This is a genomic window from Bradyrhizobium sp. 1 (assembly GCF_023073315.1).
Taxonomy (GTDB): Bacteria; Pseudomonadota; Alphaproteobacteria; order Rhizobiales; family Xanthobacteraceae; genus Bradyrhizobium.
Window position 1 is genome coordinate 14249 of sequence record NZ_JADPJH010000020.1, and the last position, 23958, is coordinate 38206.

The 23958-nt window shown below is 64.9% G+C and carries 22 protein-coding genes; 13 read left to right on the forward strand and 9 right to left on the reverse strand.

The genetic code is table 11. The features are described 5' to 3' along the window. The 3 genes from IVB29_RS16010 to IVB29_RS16020 all read left to right on the forward strand — a co-directional run bounded on the left by IVB29_RS16010 (window position 1) and on the right by IVB29_RS16020 (window position 2787). Window positions 1-969, forward strand: a complete 969-nt coding sequence (locus IVB29_RS16010; RefSeq protein ID WP_247504341.1) for a branched-chain amino acid ABC transporter permease — start codon at window positions 1-3, stop codon at window positions 967-969. A 155-nt stretch (window positions 970-1124) separates the two neighbouring features. Then, complete coding sequence (locus tag IVB29_RS16015; RefSeq protein ID WP_247504342.1) at window positions 1125-1769, forward strand: DUF47 domain-containing protein; 645 nt, start codon at window positions 1125-1127, stop codon at window positions 1767-1769. A gap of 10 nt (window positions 1770-1779) precedes the next feature. After that, complete coding sequence (locus IVB29_RS16020) at window positions 1780-2787, forward strand: inorganic phosphate transporter (protein WP_247504343.1); 1008 nt, start codon at window positions 1780-1782, stop codon at window positions 2785-2787. Here IVB29_RS16020 and sugE read toward each other — a convergent pair. Beyond that, window positions 2780-3094 (reverse strand): quaternary ammonium compound efflux SMR transporter SugE, encoded by a 315-nt coding sequence (sugE, locus tag IVB29_RS16025; protein ID WP_247504344.1) that lies wholly within the window; start codon window positions 3092-3094, stop codon window positions 2780-2782. The two genes, IVB29_RS16020 and sugE, sit on opposite strands and share 8 nt — an antisense overlap. A 165-nt stretch (window positions 3095-3259) precedes the next feature. On the opposite strand from sugE, the gene IVB29_RS16030 reads away from it, so the two are divergent. From IVB29_RS16030 to IVB29_RS16065, 8 genes are all read left to right on the forward strand, one after another. Then, window positions 3260-4882 (forward strand): peptide chain release factor 3, encoded by a 1623-nt coding sequence (locus tag IVB29_RS16030; RefSeq protein ID WP_247504345.1) that lies wholly within the window; start codon window positions 3260-3262, stop codon window positions 4880-4882. A 105-nt stretch (window positions 4883-4987) separates the two neighbouring features. After that, on the forward strand, window positions 4988-5569 hold the full coding sequence (locus IVB29_RS16035) for a hypothetical protein (protein WP_247504346.1): 582 nt from the start codon (window positions 4988-4990) through the stop codon (window positions 5567-5569). A 71-nt stretch (window positions 5570-5640) separates the two neighbouring features. Continuing rightward, window positions 5641-6225 (forward strand): NnrU family protein, encoded by a 585-nt coding sequence (locus tag IVB29_RS16040; protein ID WP_247504347.1) that lies wholly within the window; start codon window positions 5641-5643, stop codon window positions 6223-6225. A 70-nt stretch (window positions 6226-6295) separates the two neighbouring features. Beyond that, on the forward strand, window positions 6296-7888 hold the full coding sequence (locus tag IVB29_RS16045; protein WP_247504348.1) for a class I adenylate-forming enzyme family protein: 1593 nt from the start codon (window positions 6296-6298) through the stop codon (window positions 7886-7888). A 166-nt stretch (window positions 7889-8054) separates the two neighbouring features. Then, window positions 8055-8708, forward strand: coding sequence for a tetratricopeptide repeat protein (locus IVB29_RS16050; RefSeq protein ID WP_247504349.1), 654 nt, complete (start codon window positions 8055-8057; stop codon window positions 8706-8708). Between the two features lie 54 nt (window positions 8709-8762). After that, entirely contained in the window at window positions 8763-9332 is a 570-nt protein-coding gene (locus IVB29_RS16055; protein WP_247504350.1) for a hypothetical protein, read from the forward strand. A gap of 150 nt (window positions 9333-9482) precedes the next feature. Further along, complete coding sequence (der, locus tag IVB29_RS16060) at window positions 9483-10865, forward strand: ribosome biogenesis GTPase Der (RefSeq protein ID WP_247504351.1); 1383 nt, start codon at window positions 9483-9485, stop codon at window positions 10863-10865. After that, on the forward strand, window positions 10862-12118 hold the full coding sequence (locus IVB29_RS16065) for an MFS transporter (RefSeq protein WP_247504352.1): 1257 nt from the start codon (window positions 10862-10864) through the stop codon (window positions 12116-12118). The genes der and IVB29_RS16065 overlap by 4 nt, the downstream gene beginning before the upstream one ends. Before the next feature lie 102 nt (window positions 12119-12220). Here IVB29_RS16065 and IVB29_RS16070 read toward each other — a convergent pair whose 3' ends face one another. The 7 genes from IVB29_RS16070 to radA all read right to left on the reverse strand — a co-directional run bounded on the left by IVB29_RS16070 (window position 12221) and on the right by radA (window position 19603). Next, window positions 12221-13447, reverse strand: coding sequence for an ABC transporter substrate-binding protein (locus IVB29_RS16070; protein WP_247504353.1), 1227 nt, complete (start codon window positions 13445-13447; stop codon window positions 12221-12223). Window positions 13448-13614: 167 nt separating this feature from the next. Continuing rightward, complete coding sequence (locus tag IVB29_RS16075) at window positions 13615-14763, reverse strand: hypothetical protein (protein WP_247504354.1); 1149 nt, start codon at window positions 14761-14763, stop codon at window positions 13615-13617. Between the two features lie 78 nt (window positions 14764-14841). Beyond that, a complete protein-coding gene (locus IVB29_RS16080) occupies window positions 14842-15582 on the reverse strand; it encodes an SDR family NAD(P)-dependent oxidoreductase (protein ID WP_247504355.1) in 741 nt (246 codons plus the stop codon). A gap of 80 nt (window positions 15583-15662) precedes the next feature. Next, the gene (locus IVB29_RS38400) at window positions 15663-15791 is read right to left on the reverse strand and encodes a hypothetical protein (protein ID WP_256466889.1); all 129 of its coding nucleotides are present in this window, start codon (window positions 15789-15791) and stop codon (window positions 15663-15665) included. 15 nt (window positions 15792-15806) lie between these two features. Beyond that, entirely contained in the window at window positions 15807-17330 is a 1524-nt protein-coding gene (gene purF / locus IVB29_RS16085) for an amidophosphoribosyltransferase (protein WP_247504356.1), read from the reverse strand. A gap of 28 nt (window positions 17331-17358) precedes the next feature. Further along, window positions 17359-17988, reverse strand: coding sequence for a CvpA family protein (locus IVB29_RS16090; RefSeq protein ID WP_092025690.1), 630 nt, complete (start codon window positions 17986-17988; stop codon window positions 17359-17361). Window positions 17989-18154: 166 nt separating this feature from the next. Then, complete coding sequence (radA, locus tag IVB29_RS16095) at window positions 18155-19603, reverse strand: DNA repair protein RadA (protein ID WP_247504357.1); 1449 nt, start codon at window positions 19601-19603, stop codon at window positions 18155-18157. A 205-nt stretch (window positions 19604-19808) separates the two neighbouring features. On the opposite strand from radA, the gene IVB29_RS16100 reads away from it, so the two are divergent. Both IVB29_RS16100 and IVB29_RS16105 read left to right on the forward strand, forming a co-directional pair. After that, window positions 19809-20966 (forward strand): ABC transporter substrate-binding protein, encoded by a 1158-nt coding sequence (locus IVB29_RS16100; protein ID WP_247504358.1) that lies wholly within the window; start codon window positions 19809-19811, stop codon window positions 20964-20966. Beyond that, a complete protein-coding gene (locus tag IVB29_RS16105; protein WP_247504359.1) occupies window positions 20966-23029 on the forward strand; it encodes an EAL domain-containing protein in 2064 nt (687 codons plus the stop codon). Before IVB29_RS16100 ends, IVB29_RS16105 begins: the two co-directional genes overlap by 1 nt. Window positions 23030-23035: 6 nt before the next feature. Here IVB29_RS16105 and IVB29_RS16110 read toward each other — a convergent pair whose 3' ends face one another. Beyond that, window positions 23036-23761, reverse strand: coding sequence for a sulfite exporter TauE/SafE family protein (locus IVB29_RS16110; protein WP_247504360.1), 726 nt, complete (start codon window positions 23759-23761; stop codon window positions 23036-23038). Window positions 23762-23958 lie beyond the last annotated feature (197 nt).

The following is a 23958-nucleotide window of genomic DNA, read 5'->3' on the forward strand; positions in this document are numbered from 1 at the left end:
ATGACAGCCTTGACGGACGATACGCTGCCGGTAACCCCGCGCGCGATGCGTGACGAGATGGTCGTGTTCGTGGTGATGGCGCTGCTGCTGGCGTCGGTGCCCTATACGGGAGTCTATCCGTTCTTCGTGATGCAGGCTCTGTGCTTTGCGCTGCTCGCCTGCGCCTTCAATCTCTTGATCGGCTATGGCGGCCTGTTGTCGTTCGGTCACGCAATGTTCATGGGCACCGCGGGCTATTGCAGCGCGCATGCGCTGAAAGTATGGGCGCTGCCGCCTGAACTCGGCATCCTCGTTGGCATAGCTGCGGCGTTCGGGCTGTCGCTCATCACCGGCTACATTTCGATCCGCCGCCAGGGCATCTATTTCTCGATGATCACGCTGGCGCTGTCGCAACTGCTGTATTTCATCTACCTCCAGGCACCGTTCACCCATGGCGAGGACGGCATCCAGGGCATTCCGCAGGGGCGGATGTTCGGCGTGCTCGATTTGTCCAAGCCGACCGTGCTCTATTACGTCGTGCTGGTCGGCTTCCTCGCGGGCTTCCTGCTGATCTATCGCATCATCAATTCGCCGTTCGGCGAGGTCCTGAAGTCGATCCGCGAGAACGAGCCACGCGCCATCTCGCTTGGCTACCGGACGGACCAGTACAAATTCCTGGCGTTCGTCCTGTCGGGGACGCTGGCGGGCTTTGCCGGCGCGCTAAAGGTGTTCGTGGCCCAAAACGCCTCGCTCACCGACGTGCACTGGTCGATGTCCGGCGAGGTCGTGCTGATGACGCTGGTCGGCGGTCTCGGCACCATCTTCGGCCCCGTGGTCGGCGCCTTCGCGATCATCGCCATGCAGCAATATCTGGCGAGCTTCGGCCAGTGGGTGACGGTGATCCAGGGCTCGATCTTCGTGATCTGCGTGCTCACGTTCCGCCGCGGCGTCATCGGCGAAATCGCGCATTACTTCCGACGTTCGCTCTAAAGAATTGATATCGCACCAATTTCATCGGTGCGTGAAAGCGGTGGATGATCCGGCTTCGCGGGCGTGAGGTGACACGCGCGCGGATCGAAAATGGTCTATGACAGTTTTGTGACGGCCCGTTCGGGCCGGGCCATTTCCAACCGGTAGCCACTCCCATGATGCGATGGTTTCGCGCTTTCCTGCCCAAGGAAGAACGGTTCTTCGACCTGTTCGACCGCCATGCCCAGACCGTGATCCAGGGTTCGATCGCACTCCAGGGCATGCTCAACGGGGGCGAGGAGACGCCGGTCTATTGCCAGCGCGTCAACCAGTTCGAGAACGACGCCGACAACATTACCCGCGAGGTGCTCACTGCGGTGCGCCGCACCTTCATCACCCCGTTCGACCGCGGCGACATCAAGAACCTCATCACCTCGATGGACGACGCCATCGACCAGATGCAGCAGACCGCCAAGGCCGTGATGCTGTTCGAGGTCCGCACCTTCGAGCCGCCGATGCGCGAGATCGGCGGGCTCCTGATCGAATGCGCCAATCTGGTCGGTCGCGCGCTGCCGCTGATGCAAGAGATCGGCAAGAACGTCGCCATGCTGACTGCGATCACGGAAGAACTGACCAAGCTCGAGGGCCGGGTCGACGATCTCCACGACATCGGCCTGAAGGAGTTGTTCCTGAAGCACCGCGACGGCAGCGCAATGAATTTCATCGTCGGTGCCGAGATCTACGACCACCTTGAAAAAGTGGCTGATCGCTTCGACGACGTCGCGAACGAGATCAACAGCATCGTGATCGAGCAGGTTTAGGGGCCGCGCCGTGGATGCTGCGTTGGGTCTTCCCGTCCTGATCGGATTGATCGCCGTCGCGCTGCTGTTCGACTTCTTGAACGGCCTGCACGATGCCGCCAATTCGATCGCGACCATCGTTTCGACCCGCGTGCTGCGGCCGCAATTCGCTGTGCTCTGGGCCGCGTTCTTCAATTTCGTCGCCTTCATGGTGTTCGGCTTGCACGTCGCCCAGACCATCGGCACCGGGATTATCGATCCCGCGATCGTCGATGCCCAGGTGATCTTCGCGGCCCTCGTCGGTGCCATCGTCTGGAACCTCGTGACCTGGGCGCTCGGGATTCCGTCTTCGTCGTCGCACGCGCTGATCGGCGGGCTCGTCGGCGGCGGCATGGCCAAGGCGGGGATTTCGGCGGCGGTGTGGAGCGGATTGACCAAGACGGTGCTCGCGATCGTGCTGTCGCCGCTGGTCGGCTTCCTGCTCGCGATGATGCTGGTCGCGGTCGTGTCCTGGCTCTCGGTGCGCTCGACGCCGTTCGCGGTCGATCGTGCCTTCCGCATCCTGCAATTCGCCTCCGCCTCGCTCTATTCGCTCGGCCATGGCGGCAATGACGCCCAGAAGACCATGGGCATCATCGCCGTGCTGCTCTATTCGCAGGGCCATCTCGGCGCCGAATTCTCGATACCGTTCTGGGTGGTGCTGTCGTGCCAGGCGGCGATGGCGATGGGCACGCTGATGGGCGGCTGGCGCATCGTCCGCACCATGGGCCTGCGCATCACAAAACTGACGCCCATGCAGGGGTTTTGCGCGGAGACCGGCGGTGCCGCGACCCTGTTCATGGCGACCTTCCTTGGCGTTCCCGTCTCGACCACTCACACCATCACCGGTGCGATCGTCGGCGTTGGCGCGGCCCGCCGTGTTTCGGCGGTGCGCTGGAACGTCGCCAGTTCGATCGTCTATGCCTGGGTGATCACCATTCCGGCCTCGGCCATCGTGGCGGCGCTGACCTGGTGGGCGGTCGAGATCTTCGTCAGGTAACGAATTTCAGCCCCGCGATGCCGGCGACAATCAGGGCGATGCTGGCGAGGCGGAACGCCGTGGCCGGCTCGCCGAACAGGATAATGCCCAGCGTCGCGGTCCCGACCGCGCCGATCCCGGTCCACACCGCATAGGCGGTTCCAATCGGCAGGGATTTGAGGGCGAGGCCGAGCAGGATGACGCTGCCGGCCATGGCCGCGAGGGTGAGAACCGACGGAATGAGCTTGGTAAAGCCCTCGGTGTATTTGAGGCCGATCGCCCAGGCGATCTCCAGCAGACCGGCGACGAACAGGATGCTCCAGGCCATGACGACCCTCCATTCAAGGCAGGGTCGTCCCCGCGGCTGATGTGCAGGAAGGCCGTCCTCCCCCGAGGTCAATATGACCAAGGCCGATATGGGGCTGGCCGAAGGGCCCCGCAATCACCAGATGAGGCTTGATCCGGCCCATTTTCCCTGCCAAACGCTGCCGCCATGTCCGACATCGCCACCACCACAGCCGAATCGCCGGCCCGTTCTCCGCTTGCCGCTGAAGTGGCGCGGCGGCGGACCTTTGCGATCATCTCGCATCCCGACGCCGGCAAGACCACGCTGACCGAGAAGCTGCTGCTGTTCGGCGGCGCCATCAATCTCGCCGGCCAGGTCAAGGCCAAGGGCGAGCGGCGCAACACGCGCTCGGACTGGATGAAGATCGAGCGCGAGCGCGGCATCTCGGTCGTGACCTCGGTCATGACCTTCGAGTTCGAGGGCCTCGTCTTCAACCTCTTGGACACGCCGGGCCACGAGGACTTTTCGGAAGACACCTATCGGACGCTCACGGCTGTCGATTCCGCAGTCATGGTGATCGACGCCGCCAAGGGCATCGAGGCGCGGACGCGAAAGCTGTTCGAGGTCTGTCGTCTTCGCGACATCCCGATCATCACCTTCATCAACAAGATGGATCGCGAGAGCCGCGACGTTTTCGAGCTGCTCGATGAGATCGAGAAGACGCTGGCGCTCGACACCACGCCGATGACCTGGCCGGTCGGCCGCGGCCGCGACTTCCTCGGCACCTATGACGTCGCCAATGGCGGCGTGCGCCTGCTCGAAGGCGGCGGCGCCAAGACCGGCGCGGCGCAGCAGATCGAGATCGCCGAACTCGCCAAGCTCAACGCCAATCTCGACATGTCGGCGGTGAAGGAGGAGCTCGAGCTCGTCACCGAGGCTTCGAAGCCCTTCGAGCTGGAAGCGTTTCGCGAAGGACATTTGACGCCGGTCTATTTCGGCAGTGCGCTGCGCAATTTCGGCGTCGGCGATCTGCTGCAGGGCCTCGGCAAGTTCGCGCCCGAGCCGCGCGCGCAGGACAGCGATCAGCGCAGGGTTGAGGCGACCGATCCGCGCATGAGCGCCTTCGTGTTCAAGATCCAGGCGAACATGGATCCGAACCACCGCGACCGCATCGCCTTCGCCCGGCTGTGTTCCGGCAAGCTCAGCCGCGGCATGAAGGCCAAGCTCGTCCGCACCGGCAAGAGCATGCCGCTGTCGAGCCCGCAATTCTTCTTTGCCCAGGACCGTTCGGTCGCGGATGAGGCTTTCGCCGGCGACGTCGTCGGCATTCCCAATCACGGCACGCTGCGCATCGGCGACACGCTGACCGAGGGCGAGGATTTCAACTTCGTCGGCGTCCCGAGTTTTGCGCCGGAAATCGTCCGCCGCGTCCGTCTCACCGACGCGATGAAGGCCAAGAAGCTGAAAGAAGCGCTTCAGCAGATGTCGGAAGAGGGCGTCGTCCAGGTGTTCCGCCCGCGCGACGGTGCGCCGGCGCTGGTCGGCGTGGTCGGCGCGCTCCAGCTCGACGTGCTCAAGGCGCGGCTGGATGCGGAATATTCGCTGCCGGTCGAGTTCGAGGTCAGCGAGTTCCAGCTCGCCCGCTGGGTCTCCTCGGACGACCGCAAGAAGCTCGACACCTTCATCGCCGCCAACACATCGAGCATAGCCGACGATGTCGACGGCGATCCCGTGTATCTGGCCCGGAACGAGTTTTATCTCGGCTACACCAGGGAACGCGCCGAGGGCATCGCGTTCACCAACGTCAAGGACGTCAAGAAGAAGGGGTAGCGGCTGCGCCCCAGCCGCTTGAACGCGAGCATGTGAACGTTCACAGGCTTGACGTTGTCGGGGGCAATGCCACGTTCCATCCATATGATCTTGCGAGTTCGCATCATGTGGCGCGGCATTCTCGTTCTCATCCTGCTGGCGATCTCGACCGTTGCCGCCGACGCGCAGCGCCGCCAGATCAATCCGATCCCGTTTTCGCACGAGCCGTGCAGCGTGCTCGACGGTCGCCCTTGCACCCCGTCCTATTGCAGCCCGCTGGAGCCCGGCCCCTGCATTCCCGAGATCGACTATCCCTACGGCCAGAATCTCCAGCTCACGGTCGAGAGCTTGCCGGCGGAAGCCGACCGCGCAAAATATCAAAAGCCGGATCACGACCTCGACACGATCGGCGACCTCTTCGCCGAGCTGCGCACCTGCTGGTCGCCGCCGCCATCAGACAATGCGCGCGCGGGAATGCAGGTGGCGGTGCGGTTCAGCTTCAACAAGGCGGGCGGCCTGATTGGCCCGCCGCAGCTCACATATGCGACCGCTGGCGTCCCGGCTGACACACGAACGACGTACCTGAATGCGATCAATTCGTCGTTGAACGCCTGCCTCCCGCTGAAATTCACCGGCGGCCTCGGCGGCGCGCTGGCCGGACGGCCGATCGCGATCCGCTATGTCGATAATCGAGACCTGGGCAAGTAGCCGCATCAGTTGCGACCGGCGGCCGATCGATGATACCTCAGAGGCGGGGGCTGCTTGAGGGGGAGGATATCGTGGGTCTGTTGGTCATGATCCTGGGGCTGGTGCTGTTTTTTGCGCCCCATGTTTTTACGACGAAACGGGATGCACGCGCTCAGGCTATCGCGCGGCTGGGCGAGGGGACTTATAAGATCTTCTATGCCGTGGTCTCGCTTGCGGGATTGGCGCTGATCATCTGGGGCTTTGCGCATTATCGCAGCTCCGGCTGGATCGACGTCTGGTATCCGCCGAAGGCGCTGAAGCACATCACGCTGGCGCTGATGCTGCCCGCGGTGATCCTGTTCGTCGCCTCCTACTTGCGCGGGCGCATCTATGCGACGCTGAAACATCCGATGCTGGCCGGCATCAAGCTCTGGGCGGCGGCGCATCTCCTCGCCAATGGCGATCTCGGCTCCATCATCCTGTTCGGCTCGTTCCTGGGCTGGGCGGTGTATGACCGCATTTCGCTGAAGCATCGCAAGGATCCCGGTGGCCCGCCGATTCCGGTGGGCGGCGTCACCAACGATCTGATCGCGGTCGCGGTTGGCGTTGTCGCCTATCTGGCGCTGGCGTTTGCGTTCCATCCCGTCGTGATCGGTGTTCCCGTCGTGGGTGTCTAGCCGATCGGCGCAAGACAGGGCCGCGGGCCCGTGCGCGAAGGTGACAAAGCAACAGGCTCAGGGCATTCCGATGGACTGGACGCAATCTCAGATCCCGCCGATGCGACTCGAGGCGCGGTTTGGCGATCGGGTTGTCCCGGCCTTCTGTGACCGCCCGGCGAGCTTGTGGGCGATGATTGCGGACGCCTGCGCCCGCAATGCTGATGGCGAGGCGCTGATCGCAGGCAATGTTCGGCTGAGCTGGCGGCAGGCGGTGGAGCAGGCCGCGCGGCTTGCGGCGGGCTTTCGCAAGCTCGGATTGCAGCGCGGCGATCGTGTGGCGATCCTGCTCGGCAACCGCATCGAGTTTCCGTTGCTGTTGTTTGCGGCCGCGCATGAGGGGCTCGTGACGGTGCTGCTCAGCACGCGTCAGCAGAAGCCAGAGATCGCCTATGTGCTCGCCGATTGCGGCGCCAAGATCCTGATCCACGAGGCCGCACTCACCGAGCGGCTACCCGATGCGCTAGACGTGCCCGATGTGATCCACCGCATCGCCGTCGACAGCGATCCGGCTTTGTCGCGCTTCGCCATGCTCGTCGACAATGCGCCGTCCCACGCACCGGTTGAAGTCGGTGAGGAGGACACCGCGATGATCCTCTACACCTCGGGCACGACGGGCAAGCCGAAGGGCGCGATGCTCGCCCATTGCAACATCGTCCATTCCTCGATGGTGTTCGTGTCCTGCCTGCAACTGACGCAAGCGGACCGTTCGATCGCAGCCGTGCCGCTCGGCCATGTCACCGGCGTCGTTGCCAACATCACGACCATGATCCGCTGCGGCGGCGCGCTGATCATCATGCCGGAGTTCAAGGCCGCCGATTACCTCAAGCTCGCCGCGCGCGAACGCGTCACCTACACCGTGATGGTGCCGGCGATGTACAATCTGTGCCTGCTCCAGCCTGATTTCGAAAGCTACGACCTGTCGAGCTGGCGCATCGGCGGTTTTGGCGGCGCGCCGATGCCGGTCGCGACCATCGAGAAGCTCAAGGCGACGATTCCCGGTCTGAAGCTGGCAAACTGCTACGGCGCGACCGAGACGACGTCGCCGTCCACGATCATGCCGGGCGAGCTGACGGCGAGCCACATCGACAGCGTCGGCTTGCCGTGTCCCGGCGCGCGCATCGTCGCGATGGGACCGGACGGACGCGAGCTACCTCACGGCGAGATCGGCGAGCTCTGGATCCAGAGCGCCTCCGTCATCCAAGGCTATTGGAACAACCCGAGGGCCACGGCCGAGAGTTTCACTGCCGGATTCTGGCATTCCGGCGATCTGGGCTCGGTCGATGCGGAGGGTTTTGTCCGCGTGTTCGACCGGCAGAAGGACATGATCAATCGCGGCGGCCTGAAGATCTATTCGGCCGAGGTGGAATCCGTGCTGGCCGGCCATCCCGCGGTGATCGAGAGCGCGATCATTGCCAAGGCCTGCCCGGTGCTGGGTGAGCGCGTCCACGCCGTGGTGGTGACGCGCGCGCCAGTGGCCGGCGAGGCGTTGCGGGCCTGGTGCGCCGAGCGGCTGTCCGACTACAAGGTCCCGGAGACCATGGTGATCACTGCCGAGCCGCTGCCGCGCAATGCCAATGGCAAGGTACTGAAACGGCAGTTGCGGGAGCTCTTGGGAGCCTGAGCTGGGCGGACGGGCCCCGGGCTCGTCCGGGTGGTTAACGCCTTGATCGGGCTCGCTTTGCCTTGCCACCGCCATATCGTTAGGGTACCCCGCCGCCACGTGGGGACGGGATTCCTGACGCGAACGCCTTGGCGCGCGCACCCGGACGGGCATGGGATTAGCATAAGTGTCTGAATTATTTGACGAAGTCGACGAGGAAGTACGTCGCGAACAGTTCAAGAAGCTGTGGGATAGATATTCGATCTACTTTATCGCCCTGATGGTGCTGATCGTGGCCGCCGTCGGCGGCTGGCGCGGGTACCAATATCTGGAGGCCAAGAAGGCCGCCGAGGCCGGCGCCGCCTTCGAGAAGGCCGTGGAGCTGTCCGAGCAGGCAAAGCATACGGAGGCCGAGACGGCTTTCACCGAGCTCGCCGCCAAGGCTCCGTCGGGCTACCGCACCCTGGCGCGGCTGCGTGCTGCGGCCGAGGTTGCGGCCCGCGATCCCAAGGCGGCTGCCAAGATGTATGACGACATCGCCGCCGACCGCGGCGTTGGTGGCGAGTGGCAGGATCTGGCGAAGATTCGGGCCGCCGGCCTCTTGGTCGACAGCGCCTCCTATACCGACATGCAGCAGCGGCTGGAGTCTTCCGCTACACCCAAATCGACCTTCCGCCACAGCGCCCGCGAGATGCTGGCGCTGTCGGCTTGGCGTAGCAACGACGCCACTGCGGCCCGCAAATGGCTCGACGCGATCGCCGAGGACGGCGAGACGCCATCCGCCCTGCGCTCGCGCGCCGAGGCGCTTCAGGCCCTGCTGCCGCCCGTCGCCAAAAGCTGACGGCCGAGTAAGCTGAGCTACAAGAAGCTAAGTGAGCTGAGACGAGATATCGATATGCGCCGCACGACCCGCTTGATCGCAGCCGCCGTCCTGATCGCCTTCACGGGCGTTCTGGGCGGCTGCTCCAGCTTCGATCCGAGCGACATGCTCGACTTCCTCGACACCAAGAAGAAGCTGCCGGGTGACCGCAAGCCGGTCTTCCCGGAGGGCGTGCCGGGCCTCGAGCAGGGCGTGCCGAGAGACATGTACAAGGGCGCCCAGCAACAACAGCCGGATCCAAACGCGCCTGCCGTTGCCTCTCTGCCCGCGGAGCCGCAGCCGCCAGAGCCTGCAAAGCCGGCGAAGGGCGCCAAGGCCAGGAAGTCTGGACAGCAGACCAGGCAGCCGGCTGCAACCGCCGCCGCGCCGCCTGAGGCGCCTGCCGGTGAAGTCGATGGCGAGGCCCAGCCCGAGGCGGCACCGGCCGCGGCCGCTCCGCCGCCCAGGCAGAAGATCGTCCGCAAGCGCACCACCGCGCCGCCGCCGGATCAGACCGTCCAGCAGGCGCAACCGACCCAGACCACGCAGCAGCAGTCGCAAGGGGCCTTCCCGGCGCCGATGCCCAGCGGCAGCTTCTCACGCTAGAGCACGATCCGGAAAAACGCGAAGCGGTTTTCCGAAAAGATCATGCTCAAACAACAAGCTGAAGCGCGATGAGGATTCATCCGAAGCTCATCGCGCTTTAATATTTTCATTTCATTGACAGGCGCAGCTCCGGCGGCGCACGAATGACCGATGCCCTTTACGATTGCAATTATTGGCCGACCCAATGTCGGAAAGTCGACGCTGTTCAACCGCCTGGTTGGGCAGAAGCTCGCGCTCGTCGATGACCTGCCCGGCGTCACCCGCGACCGCCGCGAGGGCGAGGCCAGGCTCGGCGATCTCGAGTTCACCATCATCGATACCGCGGGCCTCGACGAGGGCGCCAAGGGCTCGCTGACTGCGCGCATGCAGGAGCAGACGGAGGCCGCGATCGCGCAAGCCGACGCGCTGTTCTTCGTAGTCGACGCGCGCGCGGGCCTCACGCCGAACGACCGCGCCTTCGCCGATTTCGCCCGCAAGGCCAACAAGCCGGTGCTGCTGGTCGCCAACAAGAGCGAGGGCAAGCACGGCGATGCCGGCGCGATGGAGGCCTTTGCGCTGGGGCTCGGCGATCCCATCCAGATATCCGCCGAGCATGGCGAGGGCCTGGGCGAGCTCTACGACGCTCTGCGCCCGCTGATGCCGGAGCCGGTGGAGGACGACGAGCTCGATGATGACGAGCCGCTGACCGAGGAAGAGGCCGCCACGCGCCCGATCCGGGTTGCCATCGTCGGCCGGCCCAACGCCGGCAAATCGACGATGATCAACCACCTGCTCGGCGAGGAGCGCCTGCTAACGAGCCCGGAGGCCGGCACCACGCGCGATTCCATCGCGGTCGAGATCAACTGGAAGGGCCGCGAATTTCGGGTGTTCGATACGGCGGGTCTGCGCCGCCGCTCGCGCATCGAGGAGAAGCTGGAAAAGCTCTCGGTCGCTGACGCGCTGCGGGCCGTGCGCTTTGCCGAAGTCGTCGTGATGATGATGGATTCGCAGAACCGCTTCGAGGAGCAGGATTTGCGCATCGCCGATCTGATCGAGCGCGAGGGCCGCGCCATCGTGCTCGCGGTCAACAAATGGGACCTGATGGAGAGCAAGGGCGGCGGCGCAATCTCCAACCTGCGCCGGGATGCCGACCACTTGCTGCCGCAGGTCAGGGGCGTGCCGATCGTCGCCGTCTCCGGCCTGATGGGCGAGGGCATCGACCGGCTGATGCAGGCGATCCAGGAGGCTTACGCGCTGTGGAACAGGCGTGTGTCGACCGCGGCATTGAATCGCTGGTTCGAGGAGGCGGTGCAGGCCAATCCGCCGCCGGCCGTGTCCGGCCGCAGGCTGAAGCTGAATTACATCACGCAGACCAAGGCGCGTCCGCCGAGCTTCGTGCTGTTCTGCTCGCGCGCGGACGCGGTGCCGCAGTCGTATTTGCGCTATCTCACCAATTCGATGCGCGAAGCTTTTGAGCTGCCCGGGACGCCGGTGCGGATCACCTTGCGTGAGAAGGCCAACCCCTTCGCTCATAAGCGCAAGCGGCCGTCGTGAGCGGAGAGGCCGGCGAGGCGATGGCGCAAAGCGCTGCGCCGGTCCGGCGCGGTGCGGTTGCTTTCATCTTCGTCACCATCCTGCTCGACATGCTCGCGCTCGGCGTGATCATGCCGATCCTGCCAAAGCTCATCGAGAGTTTCACCGGCAACGACACGGCGCATGCGGCCCGCATCTTCGGCCTGTTCGGCACCGCCTGGGCGCTGATGCAGTTCGTGTTCTCGCCGGTGCTCGGCGCGCTGTCGGATCGTTTCGGGCGGCGGCCGGTGGTGCTGCTGTCGAATTTCGGGCTCGCGGCCGACTACGTGCTGATGGCGCTGGCGCCGTCGCTTGTCTGGCTGTTCGTCGGCCGCGTGATCTCCGGCATCACCTCGGCCAGCATCTCCACTGCCTTCGCCTATATTGCCGATATCGCGCCGCCGGAGCGACGCGCCGCGGTCTTCGGCAAGATCGGTGCTGCGTTCGGCGCCGGCTTCATCCTGGGCCCGGCGCTCGGCGGCCTGCTCGGCGATATCGATCCGCGCCTGCCGTTCTGGGCGTCGGCGGCTCTCAGCTTTGCCAATGCGCTCTATGGGCTCTTTGTCCTGCCGGAATCACTGGCGCCTGAGAAACGCGCGGCGTTCCGCTGGGCGAGCGCTAATCCGGTTGGGGCGTTGCGTCTGCTGCGCACCAACGCAGCGCTGGCGGGGTTGTCCATCGTCAATTTCATCGCGCAGGTCGCCCATGTCGTGCTGCCCTCGACCTTCGTGCTCTATGCGACCTATCGCTATGGTTGGGATTCCAAGACGGTCGGGCTGACGCTCGCGATGGTCGGCATTTGCGCGATGGTGGTACAGGGGCTTGCCATCGGCCCGATCGTGCGCGTGCTCGGCGAGCGGAACGCGCTGGTACTGGGCCTGTGCTGTGGCGCAATCGGTTTCGTGATCTTCGGCGCTGCGCCGACCGGGCCGCTGTTCTGGATCGGCATTCCCGTGATGTCGCTGTGGGGCATCTCGGGCGCTGCCATGCAGTCGCTGATGACGCGGCTGGTTGCGCCCGATCAGCAGGGCCAGTTGCAGGGCGCCACCGCGAGCGTACAGAGCGTATCGCAGCTCGTCGGCCCGTTCCTGTTCACGCTGACGTTTTCGTACTTCATCGGCACCAGCGCACCGTTGCATCTGCCCGGCGCGCCGTTCCTGCTCGCGGCGGGGCTGATGGTGGTGTGCGTGATGATCGCGATGCGGACGGTGGCGACCACGAAGACGGTCTCGTAGGGTGGGCAAAGCGAAGCGTGCCCACCGCTTCTTGATGTTGCGGAGAAATGGTGGGCACGGCGCTTGCGCGCCTTTGCCCACCCTACGGCAGCGTGGACTGGCTTACTTCTTCACCAGCGGGCACTCGCTGTCCTTCAGCGGCTTGGCCGCGTCTTCCGCCGAGATGGTCGCGATCAGCTTGTAATAATCCCACGGGCCCTTCGACTCCTCGGGCTTCTTCACCTCGAACAGATAGGCCGGGATGATACGGCGTCCGTCCTCGCGGAGCGGGCCCTTGCCGAACAGCGGATCGTCGGTCGGAAGCTCCTTCATCTTGGCGACGACCTTGGCGCCGTCATGGGGGTTGCCGCCGAGGGCATCGAGCGCCTTGAGGTAATGCAGCACGGCGGCGTAGTTGCCGGCCTGGGTCATCGACGGCATCGCCTTGTTCGCAGCCTTCTCCTGGAAGCGCTTCGAGAAGGCGCGGGTGCCCTCGTTGAGGTCCCAGTAGAAGGATTCGGTGAAGGTGAGGCCGTGCGCGGTCTTCAGACCGAGCGAGTGGACGTCGTTGATGAAGAGCAGGAGCGCGGCGAGCTTCTGGCCGCCTTCGACGATGCCGAACTCGGCCGCTTGCTTGATCGAGTTGGTGGTGTCGCCGCCGGCGTTCGCAAGCCCGACGATCTTCGCCTTCGAGTTCTGCGCCTGGAGCAGGAAGGAGGAGAAGTCCGACGTGTTGAGCGGATGCTTGACGCCGCCGAGCACCTTGCCGCCGTTCGCGGTGACGACCGCGCTGGTGTCACGCTCGAGCGCGGCACCGAAGGCGTAGTCGGCGGTCAGGAAGAACCAGCTGTCGCCGCCGGCCTTGGTCAGCGCCTTGCCGGTGCCGTTGGCGAGCATGTAGGTGTCGTAGGTATAGGAGATGGTGTTGGCGTTGCAGGCCTTGCCGGTGAGGTCGGCGCTGGCGCCGCCATTGTTGAGCAGGACGGCGTTCTTTTCCTTGACAACGTTGCTGACCGCCAGAGCGACGCCCGAGTTCGGCGTATCTGCGATCACGTCGACCTTCTGGGTATCGATCCACTGGCGCGCGATGTTGACGCCGACGTCAGGCTTGTTCTGGTGATCGCCGCTGATGACGTCGATCTTCCAGCCCTTGGCGAGCAGGCCGGAATCCTCCACCGCCATCTTGACCGCCGTCACGGCGCCGGGGCCACCGATGTCGGCGTAGAGGCTCGACATGTCGTTGAGAACGCCGATCGTGGCGGTCTTGTCCTGGGCGGAAGCGGATGTGGCAAAACCGAAAGCGGCACAGGCCAGAAGGGCCGCAGTGCGGCGCGCGAACGTCGTCGTCATAAAAGGTTTCCTCCATTGTCAAACATGCGGACGGCTCTCTTGCGAAGCCTTGTTCCGGCTGATGGCTCTACCGTGTCCCACGGCCGGCGGCAATGCGCCTAAAGCCGGATGACGCTGCGTCGTCGCGTCATCCGTCGGTTAACTTTTGGGCAAAATGCGTCGAGACGCTATTTCAGCGCGTCCGAGGTCAGCTTGAATTTCTGGATGCGTTTTCCGGTATCGACCTCGGCGGTATAGACGTTACCCCTCGCGTCGACCGCCATGGCATGCACCCAGTGGAATTGCCCGGCATTGCGGCCGTTGTGGCCAAAACTGCCGACCACGCTGCCGTCCCCGCGCTTGACGATCCGGATCTCGTTGTTCTCGCCGTCGGCGCTGAGCAAATAGGTCTGCTTCGGATCGGGCCAGATCGCGATGTCCCACACCGCACCGTTGCCGAGCGTGTTCTTCTCGAAGAAGAACTCCTTCACGAAGGTGCCGTCCTTCCTGAACACCTGGATACGGTTGTTGATGCGGTCGCAGACATAGACGAGACCGTCATTGGCGAGCTTCACGCAATGGACGGGGTTGGCGAATTGCTGCGAGACTGGCGCCTTGGGATCGTAGGGGGCCTGCTTGCTGTCATCAGGCTTGTTGCCATAGGCGCCCCAGTGCCGCTTGTAGGCGAGCGTCGTCGCATCGAACACGATGACGCGGCGGTTACCGTACCCATCGGCGACGTAGATCTCGTTCGCCTCCTTGTCGATAGCGGTCTCGGCGGGCTTGCCGAGCTGCGTCGTGTCGTTGCTGCCGAGGCTCGGCGCGATCTTGCCGATCTGGGCAACGAACTTGCCGTCGAGGGTGAACTTCAGGATCGCGTTGTCGTTGTCGGCATTGCCGCCGACCCAGACGAAGCCGCGCTCGTCGACCTCGATGCCGTGCTCGCGGCCGACCCATTCATAGCCTTCGCCCGCACCGCCCCAGGAGCGCAGCAGATTGCCGTCCGTGTCGAATTCGAGCACGGGCGGTGCCGACACGCAGCACTTCGAGCGCGGCGGGGTGAGGCTCGCGCCTTTCTCGTCGTCGGTGAGCGAGCGCGGGCGATGGATCACCCAGATATGGCCCTGCCAGTCGACGGTAATGCCGCCGACCTGGCCGAGGATCCAGTTGTTCGGCAGCGGCTTTGGCCAGGACGGTTCGACCGCGAAGGTCGGGACGTCGCCGGCCTTCGCCGCGCCTGGAAGCGCGAATGCGATGGCTGCGATCAGGATGGAGACGGCGTGAGAGACGATTGCGAGCGCACGCGCAAAGCCGGCGCGATCATGCCACGGTGCCATGGCGACCTCCCTTTATTGGCCTGCGGCTTGCCACCGCTTGAGCGCGTGCAGTCAATCGCGGGGAGGCAGTTGAGTCAATCAGGCCGACGAGCGGAAGCTCATCAGGCTGCGGGTCTTGTAATCGTAGAACTTGCCGGTCTCGGTCCAGCCGGGCGCGCACATCGGCACGATGAATTCGGCGACCTGCTCCGCCGTGTCGAGCGTCGCGGGGTCCTCGCCCGGCATCAGCGTGGCGCGCATGCGGGTGCGGACCGGGCCGGGGTTGAACAGGTTGACGCGCAGAGGCGTGTTCGCGGTCTCCTGCGCCCATGCGCGTGCCAGCGTCTCCAGCGCGGCCTTGGAGGCGGCGTAGGGGCTGACATAGGCGGTCGCCTTGTTGGCGGCGCCCGAGGTGATGAACACGGCGCGGCCGGCATCGGACTGCTTCAGCAGCGGTTCCATGCAGCGGATCAGCTGGAAGTTCGCGGAGACGTTGACGGCCATCACATCGGTGAAGGCCTTCAACTCGATATGACCGATTGGGGAGGAGGGGCCGAGCACGCCGGCGTTGCCGACGAGGATGTCGAGCTTGCCGTAGCGTTCGTGCAAGCCGGCCCCTAACCGCGCGATGCCGTCGGAATCGGTGAGGTTGAGCGGCACCAGCGTGGCGCTGCCGCCGTCTTTCCGGATCTCGTCGTCGAGCTCTTCCAACCCGCCTTGCGTCCGCGCTGTCGCAACGATATGCGCGCCGGCCTTCGCCAGGGCGATGGCCGTGGCATAGCCGATGCCGCGCGAGGCGCCGGTGACGAGAGCGATGCGGTCGGCGAGGGGTTTTGTCATGGCGGGGTTTTACAGGCGTGGATGGCCGGAACAAGCCCGGCCATGACGGAATTTGCCCTCGGGCTCACGCTATCGACGGGCTACTGAATATTGTTGCTGTTGGGTCCGTTTCCCGAACTGTCGGGTGTCACCTTCATGCCTTGCCTGAAGGCGAACACGATGAAGCCGACCAACAGCCCTCCGCAGAGAATGGCGATGGTCAGCTGCATCGTCGCGGCCTCGCGTCAGCTCGCCTCGGCCAGCAGAGACAGCTGCCGCGGCTGTTGCTCGGTCTGGGTCTGGTCGGTGAGGTGGGTCGGATAGGCGCCGGTGAAGCAATGATCCGAGAATTTCGGATTGGCGGGGTCGCGGCCGGGCTCGCCCATGGCGCGGTACATGCCGTCGATCGACAGGAAGGCGAGCGAGTCGGCGCCGATGATCTCGCGCATCTCCTCCAGCGAATGCGTCGCGGCCAGCAGGCCGCCGCGGTCGGGCAGGTCGATGCCGTAATAATCGGGATAAAGGATCGGCGGCGAGGCGAGACGGAAATGCACTTCCTTCGCGCCGGCATCGCGCATCATGCGCACGATCTTCTTGGAGGTGGTGCCGCGCACCAGCGAGTCGTCGATCAGGATGATGCGCTTGCCTTCGATCGCGGCGCGGTTGGCCGAATGCTTCATGCGCACGCCGGATTCGCGGATCGCCTGCGTTGGCTGGATGAAGGTGCGGCCGACATAATGGTTGCGGATGATGCCGAGCTCGAACGGCACGCCGGAATGCTGGCTGTAACCGACCGCTGCGGGCACGCCGGAATCCGGCACCGGCACCACGACGTCGACCTCGACATGGCTCTCGCGCGCGAGCTGCGCGCCAAAGCTCTTGCGCACCTCGTAGACCGAGCGGCCGTGAACGATTGAATCCGGACGGGAGAAGTAGATGTATTCGAAAATGCAGGGACGCGGCGCCATCGGCGGGAACGGCTTGTGGATGTCCTGGCCGTTTTCGTCGAACACGATGACTTCGCCGGGCTCGATGTCGCGGACGAAGCGCGCGCCGATGATGTCGAGCGCACAGGTCTCGGAGGTCAGGATGGGGCAGCCGTCGAGATCGCCGAGCACGAGCGGACGGATGCCGCGCGGATCGCGCGCGCCGACCAGCTTCTTGTTGGTCAGCGAGACCAGCGCATAGGCGCCCTCGATCTCGCGTAGCGCATCGATATAGCGCTCGATGAAGCGGCTGCGCTTGGAGCGCGCGACCAGATGCAGGATCACCTCGGTGTCGTTGGTCGACTGCATCATCGACCCGTTCTTCACGAGCTCGCGGCGCAGTGTCAGGCCGTTGGTGAGGTTGCCGTTATGGGCGACCGCAAGGCCGCCGGCATTGAGCTCGGCGAACAGCGGCTGCACGTTGCGCAGGATGTTGGCGCCGGTGGTGGAATAGCGGACATGGCCGACGGCCATATTGCCGGGCAGGCGGTCGATCAGTTCGCGGCGGGAGAAGGTGTCGCCGACCAGGCCGAGGCGGCGTTCGGAATGGAAGCGGCTGCCGTCGTAGGAGACGATGCCGGCGGCTTCCTGGCCGCGATGCTGAAGGGCGTGGAGGCCGAGCGCCGTGATGGCGGCTGCGTCCGGGTGTCCGTAGATGCCGAAGACGCCGCATTCTTCGCGCAGCGTATCCCCCTCCAGATCGTCCTGAAGCTCAATCGCGGCTGAGCCAGAGGGCCGGTTCAAGTCGAGATCAAGTTGGGCGTCCTGGTCAGGGTGTCGCATCTCGTCCGAGCCTCTCTTTGGGCCTAAATCAACGCGCCGCAGGTTTCTCGATCAGCTTTTTGAGGCCGTCACGAGCGGGTTTGCTGTAGCCGTCGCCAGTGCCCGAAGGCTGCTGGTCGGTATCAGCTTGATCATCATCTGGTTTGTTTTTCTTGAATCTCTTCAAGATGGTGTTCTCGGGGTCATCAGGCAAGAGGGCCATCAGCCAATCCCCGGTTCCCTGGAGCACCACGCGGGATTTGGCCCCCGCGACCCAGTCCGGGCGCTGCTTGTCCGGAACCAGCCAAGTGAAGAACAGGAACGCGACGACGACGATCAAAAGCCCGCGAGCGAGACCAAACAGGAAGCCCAGGGTGCGGTCCAGCGCGCCGATGCGCGAATCCAGGATCATGTCGGAGATCCGGACAGTGATCACGGAGACCACGACCAGGGTACCGATGAACACGCCGGCCACCACGACCACGCTCGCGACGGTGTCGTTGTTGAAATAAGTTTTTGCGGTCGGCAGCAGCTTCGAGAAGGAATACAGCGTCACGATCGCCGCGGCGCCCCAGGCCGCGATCGACAGGATTTCGCGCATGAAGCCGCGGACCATGGCGAGCAGGCCCGAGATCAGCATCACACCGAGCAGGATCAGGTCGAGGAGTGTTACTGGCATCGGCTGGTCTGGTCCGCTCGTACTTCAAAGGTGCTCAGCGAATCGGTGTTTGGCCGTGGCCCTAAGTGAGGGTCAGACGGCGTTCCCGGCAAGGCCGCAACCACGCAATCCCATGCTGCTTTTGTGACGGCTGTATAGCGGTGGGGGCGCGGGACGTCACCTCCACCTAACCCTCTCCGCGGCGGAATCTTGCCGGTGTGGCATTTTTCTCCGCCGGCGGGCTCGAGTCGCCACGGCGGGAGCCCTTGGCGGCGATCTCGGCGACCAGTGTCGTGAGGCTGTTGACCGCGTTCAGGGACAATCCGGCGTCGCCGCCAGCATCGCCGCCGCGGGCCGATTCGGGCAACACGGCGCGCTTGAAGCCGAGCTTGGCCGCTTCCTTGAGCCGCGCAGGGGTCTGCGCCACCGGCCGGATGACGCCGGAGAGCGAAATCTCGCCGAAATAGACAGCATCGGTGGGTAACTGCGCATTAACCAGGGACGACACCAGCGCGGCCGCGGCGGCCATATCGGCCGCTGGCTCGTGGATGCGCAGGCCGCCCGCGACGTTCAAATAGACGTCGTGGCCGGACAGCTTGACGCCGCAATGGGCCTCCAGCACCGCCAGCACCATCGAGAGCCGGCTCTGATCCCAACCGACGACGGCCCGGCGCGGGGTGCCGAGCGAGGTCGGCGCCACCAGTGCCTGCAATTCGACCAGAAGGGGCCTTGTGCCCTCTATCCCTGCGAAGACCGCCGTGCCGGGCGTGCCGAGATCGCGCTCTGACAAAAACAATTCGGACGGATTGGTGACTTCGCGCAAGCCCAAGCCCGTCATCTCGAACACGCCGATCTCGTCGGTCGGGCCGAAGCGGTTCTTCACGGCGCGGAGGATGCGGAATTGCTGCGAGCCTTCGCCTTCGAACGACAGCACGGCATCGACCATGTGCTCGACGACGCGGGGGCCAGCGATTTGGCCGTCCTTGGTGACGTGGCCGACCAAGATGATGGCGGCGCCCGTCTTCTTGGCAAACCGTATCAGCGCCTGCGCGGAGGCGCGGACCTGGGTGACCGTGCCGGGCGCGGATTCCACCGTGTCGGTCCACATCGTCTGGATGGAATCGATCACGATCAGCCGCGGCACCGCGCCTTCCGACAGCGTCGAGATGATGTCCTCGACCGAGGTCTCGGCGGCAAGCTGCACCGGTGCATCCGATAGCCCGAGCCGCTCGGCGCGCAGGCGTACCTGCGCGATCGCCTCTTCGCCGGAGATGTAGACGATGCGGTGGCCGGCGCGGGCCATCAGGCTGGTGGCCTGCGTCAGCAGCGTCGATTTGCCGATGCCGGGATCGCCGCCGACCAGCAGCACCGAACCGCGGACGAAGCCGCCGCCGGTGACGCGGTCGAGCTCGGTCATGCCTGAGGACAGGCGCGGGGCGTCCTGGGTTTTTCCGGCCAGGCTCTCCAGTGCAAACGTGCGGCCCTTGCGCTTGGAGCGGATCGAGACCGGCACGCTGCCGGTCGCGTCCTCTTCGGCGAGCGTATTCCACTCGCCGCAGGACTCGCACTTGCCCTGCCAGCGGTTATAGGCCGCGCCGCAGTTCTGGCAGACGAAGGAAAGCGTGTTCTTGGCCATGGGGACAGCGAGTCGGAGGGCTTGATGTCTGCTGATAGCACGGAATGGCGGACCGTGAGGCCGATCACTGGCGCGCCCAACATCGTAATTCAACGCAATCGGTACACCCTTCGTTAGCTCTACGACGGCGCGCCCGGCCGGACTTTGCCAAATGTTAGCGGACGTGGGTCCAGTTTCGGAACCAATACTGGGTGGCGAAAAAAAAATGACGGCAGTCTTGCGCATATTGCTCACGATGGGCATGGCCTGCGGCGTGTTCACGCCGGTCGGCGGCGCCGCCGCGTCCGATGCAAAGCCTCTCAACATCGTCTTCGTCAACCCCGGCAAGACCGGCGAGGTCTATTGGGACATGGTCGCGCAGACCATGAAGGCCGCGGGCCGCAAGCTCGATGCGCATGTCGAGGTGCTGACCAGCGAGCGCAATTACCGCACCATGCAGGAACTCGGGCTCGGCGTGGTGACACGTCCCGACAAGCCAGATTTCCTCATCCTCTCGAACGAGGAATCCGCTGCCGTTCCGGTCCTGGAGGCGGCCGAGGCTGCCGGGGTCAAGACGCTGCTGCTGTCGAACACGCTGATCGGCGAGGACGCGGTGCGCCTTGGACCACCGCGCCAGAAGCTCAAGACCTGGCTCGGCGATATCACGACCGATCTCCAGACCGCCGGCGCGCGGATGGCCAACGCGCTGATCAGCAGGGCGCGTGCCGAGAAATGGCAGAGCCCGGACGGCAAGATCCACATTCTCGGCATCGGCGGCGATGAGATCACGCCGGCCTCGATCGCCCGCAACGCCGGTCTCAAGCTTGCCGCGGACGCCGCGCCCGATGTGGTGGTGGACCGGATGCTGTTCGCCAACTGGACGCAGTCGGAGGCCGAGCAGGTCACGGCGAATTATCTGGGCTGGGCCTCGCGCAAGGAGATCCGGCCCGCCGGCATATGGGCCGGAAACGATCCGATGGCGCTGGGAGCGCTTCGCGCGGTGACCGCTGCCGGTCTCATGCCCGGCCGGAATATCGAGGTCGTCGGCCTCAACTGGTCGGAGGACGCGCTACGCGAGATCAAGTCGGGTCGACTGCTCCTGACCGACGGCGGTCACTTTCTGCTCGGCGGCTGGTCGATCGTGCTGCTCCGCGACTATGCCGATGGTTGCGACTTTGCGGCCGCTTCGGCTCATATCGAGGTCAAGACGTCCGCGATCACCCGCACAAACCTTGGCTCGGTCGGCGACCTCATCAAGAACCGCGCCTTCGACCGGATCGACTTCACGCGGTTCAGGGCGAAGGCGGGACGCTGCGGCCAATACGATTTCTCCATCGATGCGCTCATCTCGTCGCTGGCGTCCCTGGAAGGCACCGCTGACTGATGCGAAACGATGACGACATGACCGCCCCGAAACGCAACGCGCAGGCCGCCCCTTCACGCTCGGTGGTCCGCGCGATGATCTGGGCCACGGTGCCGGTGCTGCTGGTGGTGCAGCTGCTGGCGTCCGCGGGCGTCGAGATATCGAGCTTCTGGTCGCAGATCCGGCAGCTCGATGCGCGCATTGCCCGCACAGCCGAGAGCCGGGGCGAGCTGATCGCCGAGCCGCTGTGGAAGATGCGCTACGACCAGGTCACGAGCGTGCTCAGCGAGATCATGCACGACGAGACCATTGCGGCCGCGGCCGTCTACGACGATACCGGTGTCGCGATCGCGCGCGTGGTGGCGCGGCCGTCGGACCAGGCGGTCTCGGAGGTCTCGCGTCCGATCAGCTACACCAACGGCAACATCGCCGTGCAGGCCGGCCGCATCGTCATCGCCTACTCCTATGCGACAGTTTATGCGGACACGGGAAGCCGGCTGCTGCTACTTCTGGTCGTCGGTCTGCTCGCGACGTTTGCCACGCTGATCGCGATGCGGATCTCGGCCAACATCTTCATCGGCAAGCCGCTGGCCGCGATCATGTCGGCGATCCAGCGCAGCAAGCAGGACGGGCGCGCCTATCCGGCCGACATCAAATCGTTGAATGAATTCGGCCAGCTCGCACGCGCCTTCAACGCCATGCAGCACACGACATCGGGAGCGCTGGACCGGCTCGGCCACATGGCCGCGCACGACCCTCTCACGGGGTTGCCCAACCGCCGCTCGCTGTCCGAGCATCTGGTGACGCTGAGTAACGATGCCGGCTCGCCGGACTCGCTGATCGCGTTCTGCTTCATCGATCTCGACGACTTCAAGGGCATCAACGACACGTTTGGCCACGATTCCGGCGACAAGTTCCTGGTGCACATTTCCGAGCGTCTTCGCGACGCGGTCGAGCCGCAGGACTGGGTCGCGCGGCTCGGCGGCGACGAGTTCGTGGTCATTCGCCCCGAGGTCAGCAACGAGGCGACCGCGCAGGCATTCGCGCGCCAGCTGCTGAACGCCATTTCCGAACCGATCCGGCTGCACGACAAGCAGGTCGTGCCGCGCGCCAGCATCGGCCTCGCGGTGCGCCGCGCCGGCGATCCCGAGCTTTCGCATTTGCCGGCGCTCGCCGATATCGCGCTCTACCATGCCAAGAGCAAGGCGCCCGGCACCGTCGCGGTGCTCGACGAAGCGCTCCAGCGCGACTATCGCCGCCGCCGGGACCTCGAACTCGCCATTCCCGCGGGCTTCGCCGAGGGGCAGTTCGAGGTCTGGTATCAGAGCCAGGTCGATCTCGAAAATCAGGCCGTCGTCGGCCTCGAAGCGCTCATTCGCTGGCGCCATCCCGAGCATGGGATCATCGGCCCGGGCGAATTCCTGCCGCTGATCGAGCGCAGCGGCAACAATGCACGGCTGACGCGCTATGTGCTGACCGATTCCTGCCGGGCGCTGCAACGCCTGATGGCCGCCGGCAAGCCGCAAATCCGGATCGCGATCAACCTGCCGCCGTCCGAACTCGCGGACCATTCATTCGCCGCCGAGCTGCGCGCGACCTGCGCGCGCTTCGATGTCGCGCCTTCCTCGCTCGAGCTCGAGATCACCGAGGGCTCGCTGATCAACAACATGGCCAGCGCCTCCGAGACGCTGCATCGTCTCCGGCGCCTCGGTGCCACCATTGCGCTCGACGATTTCGGCACGGGCTACAGCTCGCTCGCGCATCTCAGGCGCTTCCCGCTGGACAAGGTCAAGATCGACAAGGCCTTCATCAGCGAGATACCTGACAGCGCGGAAGACAAGGCGATCGTCGGCGTCATTGCGTCGCTCGCCGGGACGCTGGGGCTGACGCTCGTCGCGGAAGGCATCGAGCGACCCGAGCAGGCTGAGGCCATGCGCGAGATGGGCGTGATGCTCGGGCAGGGCTTTCACTATCATCGACCGCAGCCGCTCGACGCCGTGCTGCAATGGCTCGAGAAGCAGGCGGCGCCCGAAAGCCGCGTCCTTGTCGACAGCCCGTCGATCGCGCCCGAATTCGCCGCCTGAGCGCGATTACGGCTGCGTCGCGTTCCAGAGCATAGAGAGCCCGGCCGCGATCATGATCGCGTCCATCACCAGGCGGAACATCTCCGGCTTCAGGTGCATCACGAAGCGCTTTGCGATGAAGGCGCCCGACATCAGCGAGGAGCCTGCGACCAGGCCCTTGATAAAGACGTCCTGCGTCAGCGCGCCGAAACGTTCGAACGTCACCGATTTCGCGAAGTAGAGGCCGAGGGAGGAGGCAGCCTCAGTTGCGAGGAACGCGCCCTTGCTGAGCCCGTAGAACAGGAACAACGGCACACTGAGCGGACCGGTCGAGACTACGATGCCGGTGAGGTAGCCGATGACCGCGCCGCCGATCGCCAGATGCCAGAGATTGGCCTTCAGGTCATGCCGCGCCAGCCAGTGCCGCACCGGTACCATCGCGATCAGGAAAATGCCGATGGCGAGATCGACGGCATGCGAGGGCAGCGCCAGCAGCGTGCGCGCGCCCAGCACCGCGGCCGGAATGCCCGTCACCGAATAAGCCGCACAGGCCCGCCAGTCGACCTCGCGCCACCAAGCGAGAATCCGCGAAAAATTCGCCATCACGGACGCCACCGCCATGATCGGCACGGCTTCCTTCGGTCCATAGGCATAGACCAGCACCGGCATCAGCATGATCGACGAGCCGGTGCCGACGATGCCTGAGACGGTGCCGGCGATCAGGCCGACGATGAGGACGAAAAGGAAGGCCAAGAGGAGAACTCCGGGAATCGGAGCACTCTAGCCGGAGGAGGGGGTGTGAGTGAATGGCGGTGCTTGTTCCTCCCGTGTCCCGGACGCGCTGCAGCGCTCTTGCGCTGCTGCGCAGAGCCGGGACCCAGCAGGCCGCGCATTCGCTGATGCATGGGCCCCGGCTCTGCAGCGCATCGTCGAAGAGACGCTGCGCTGCG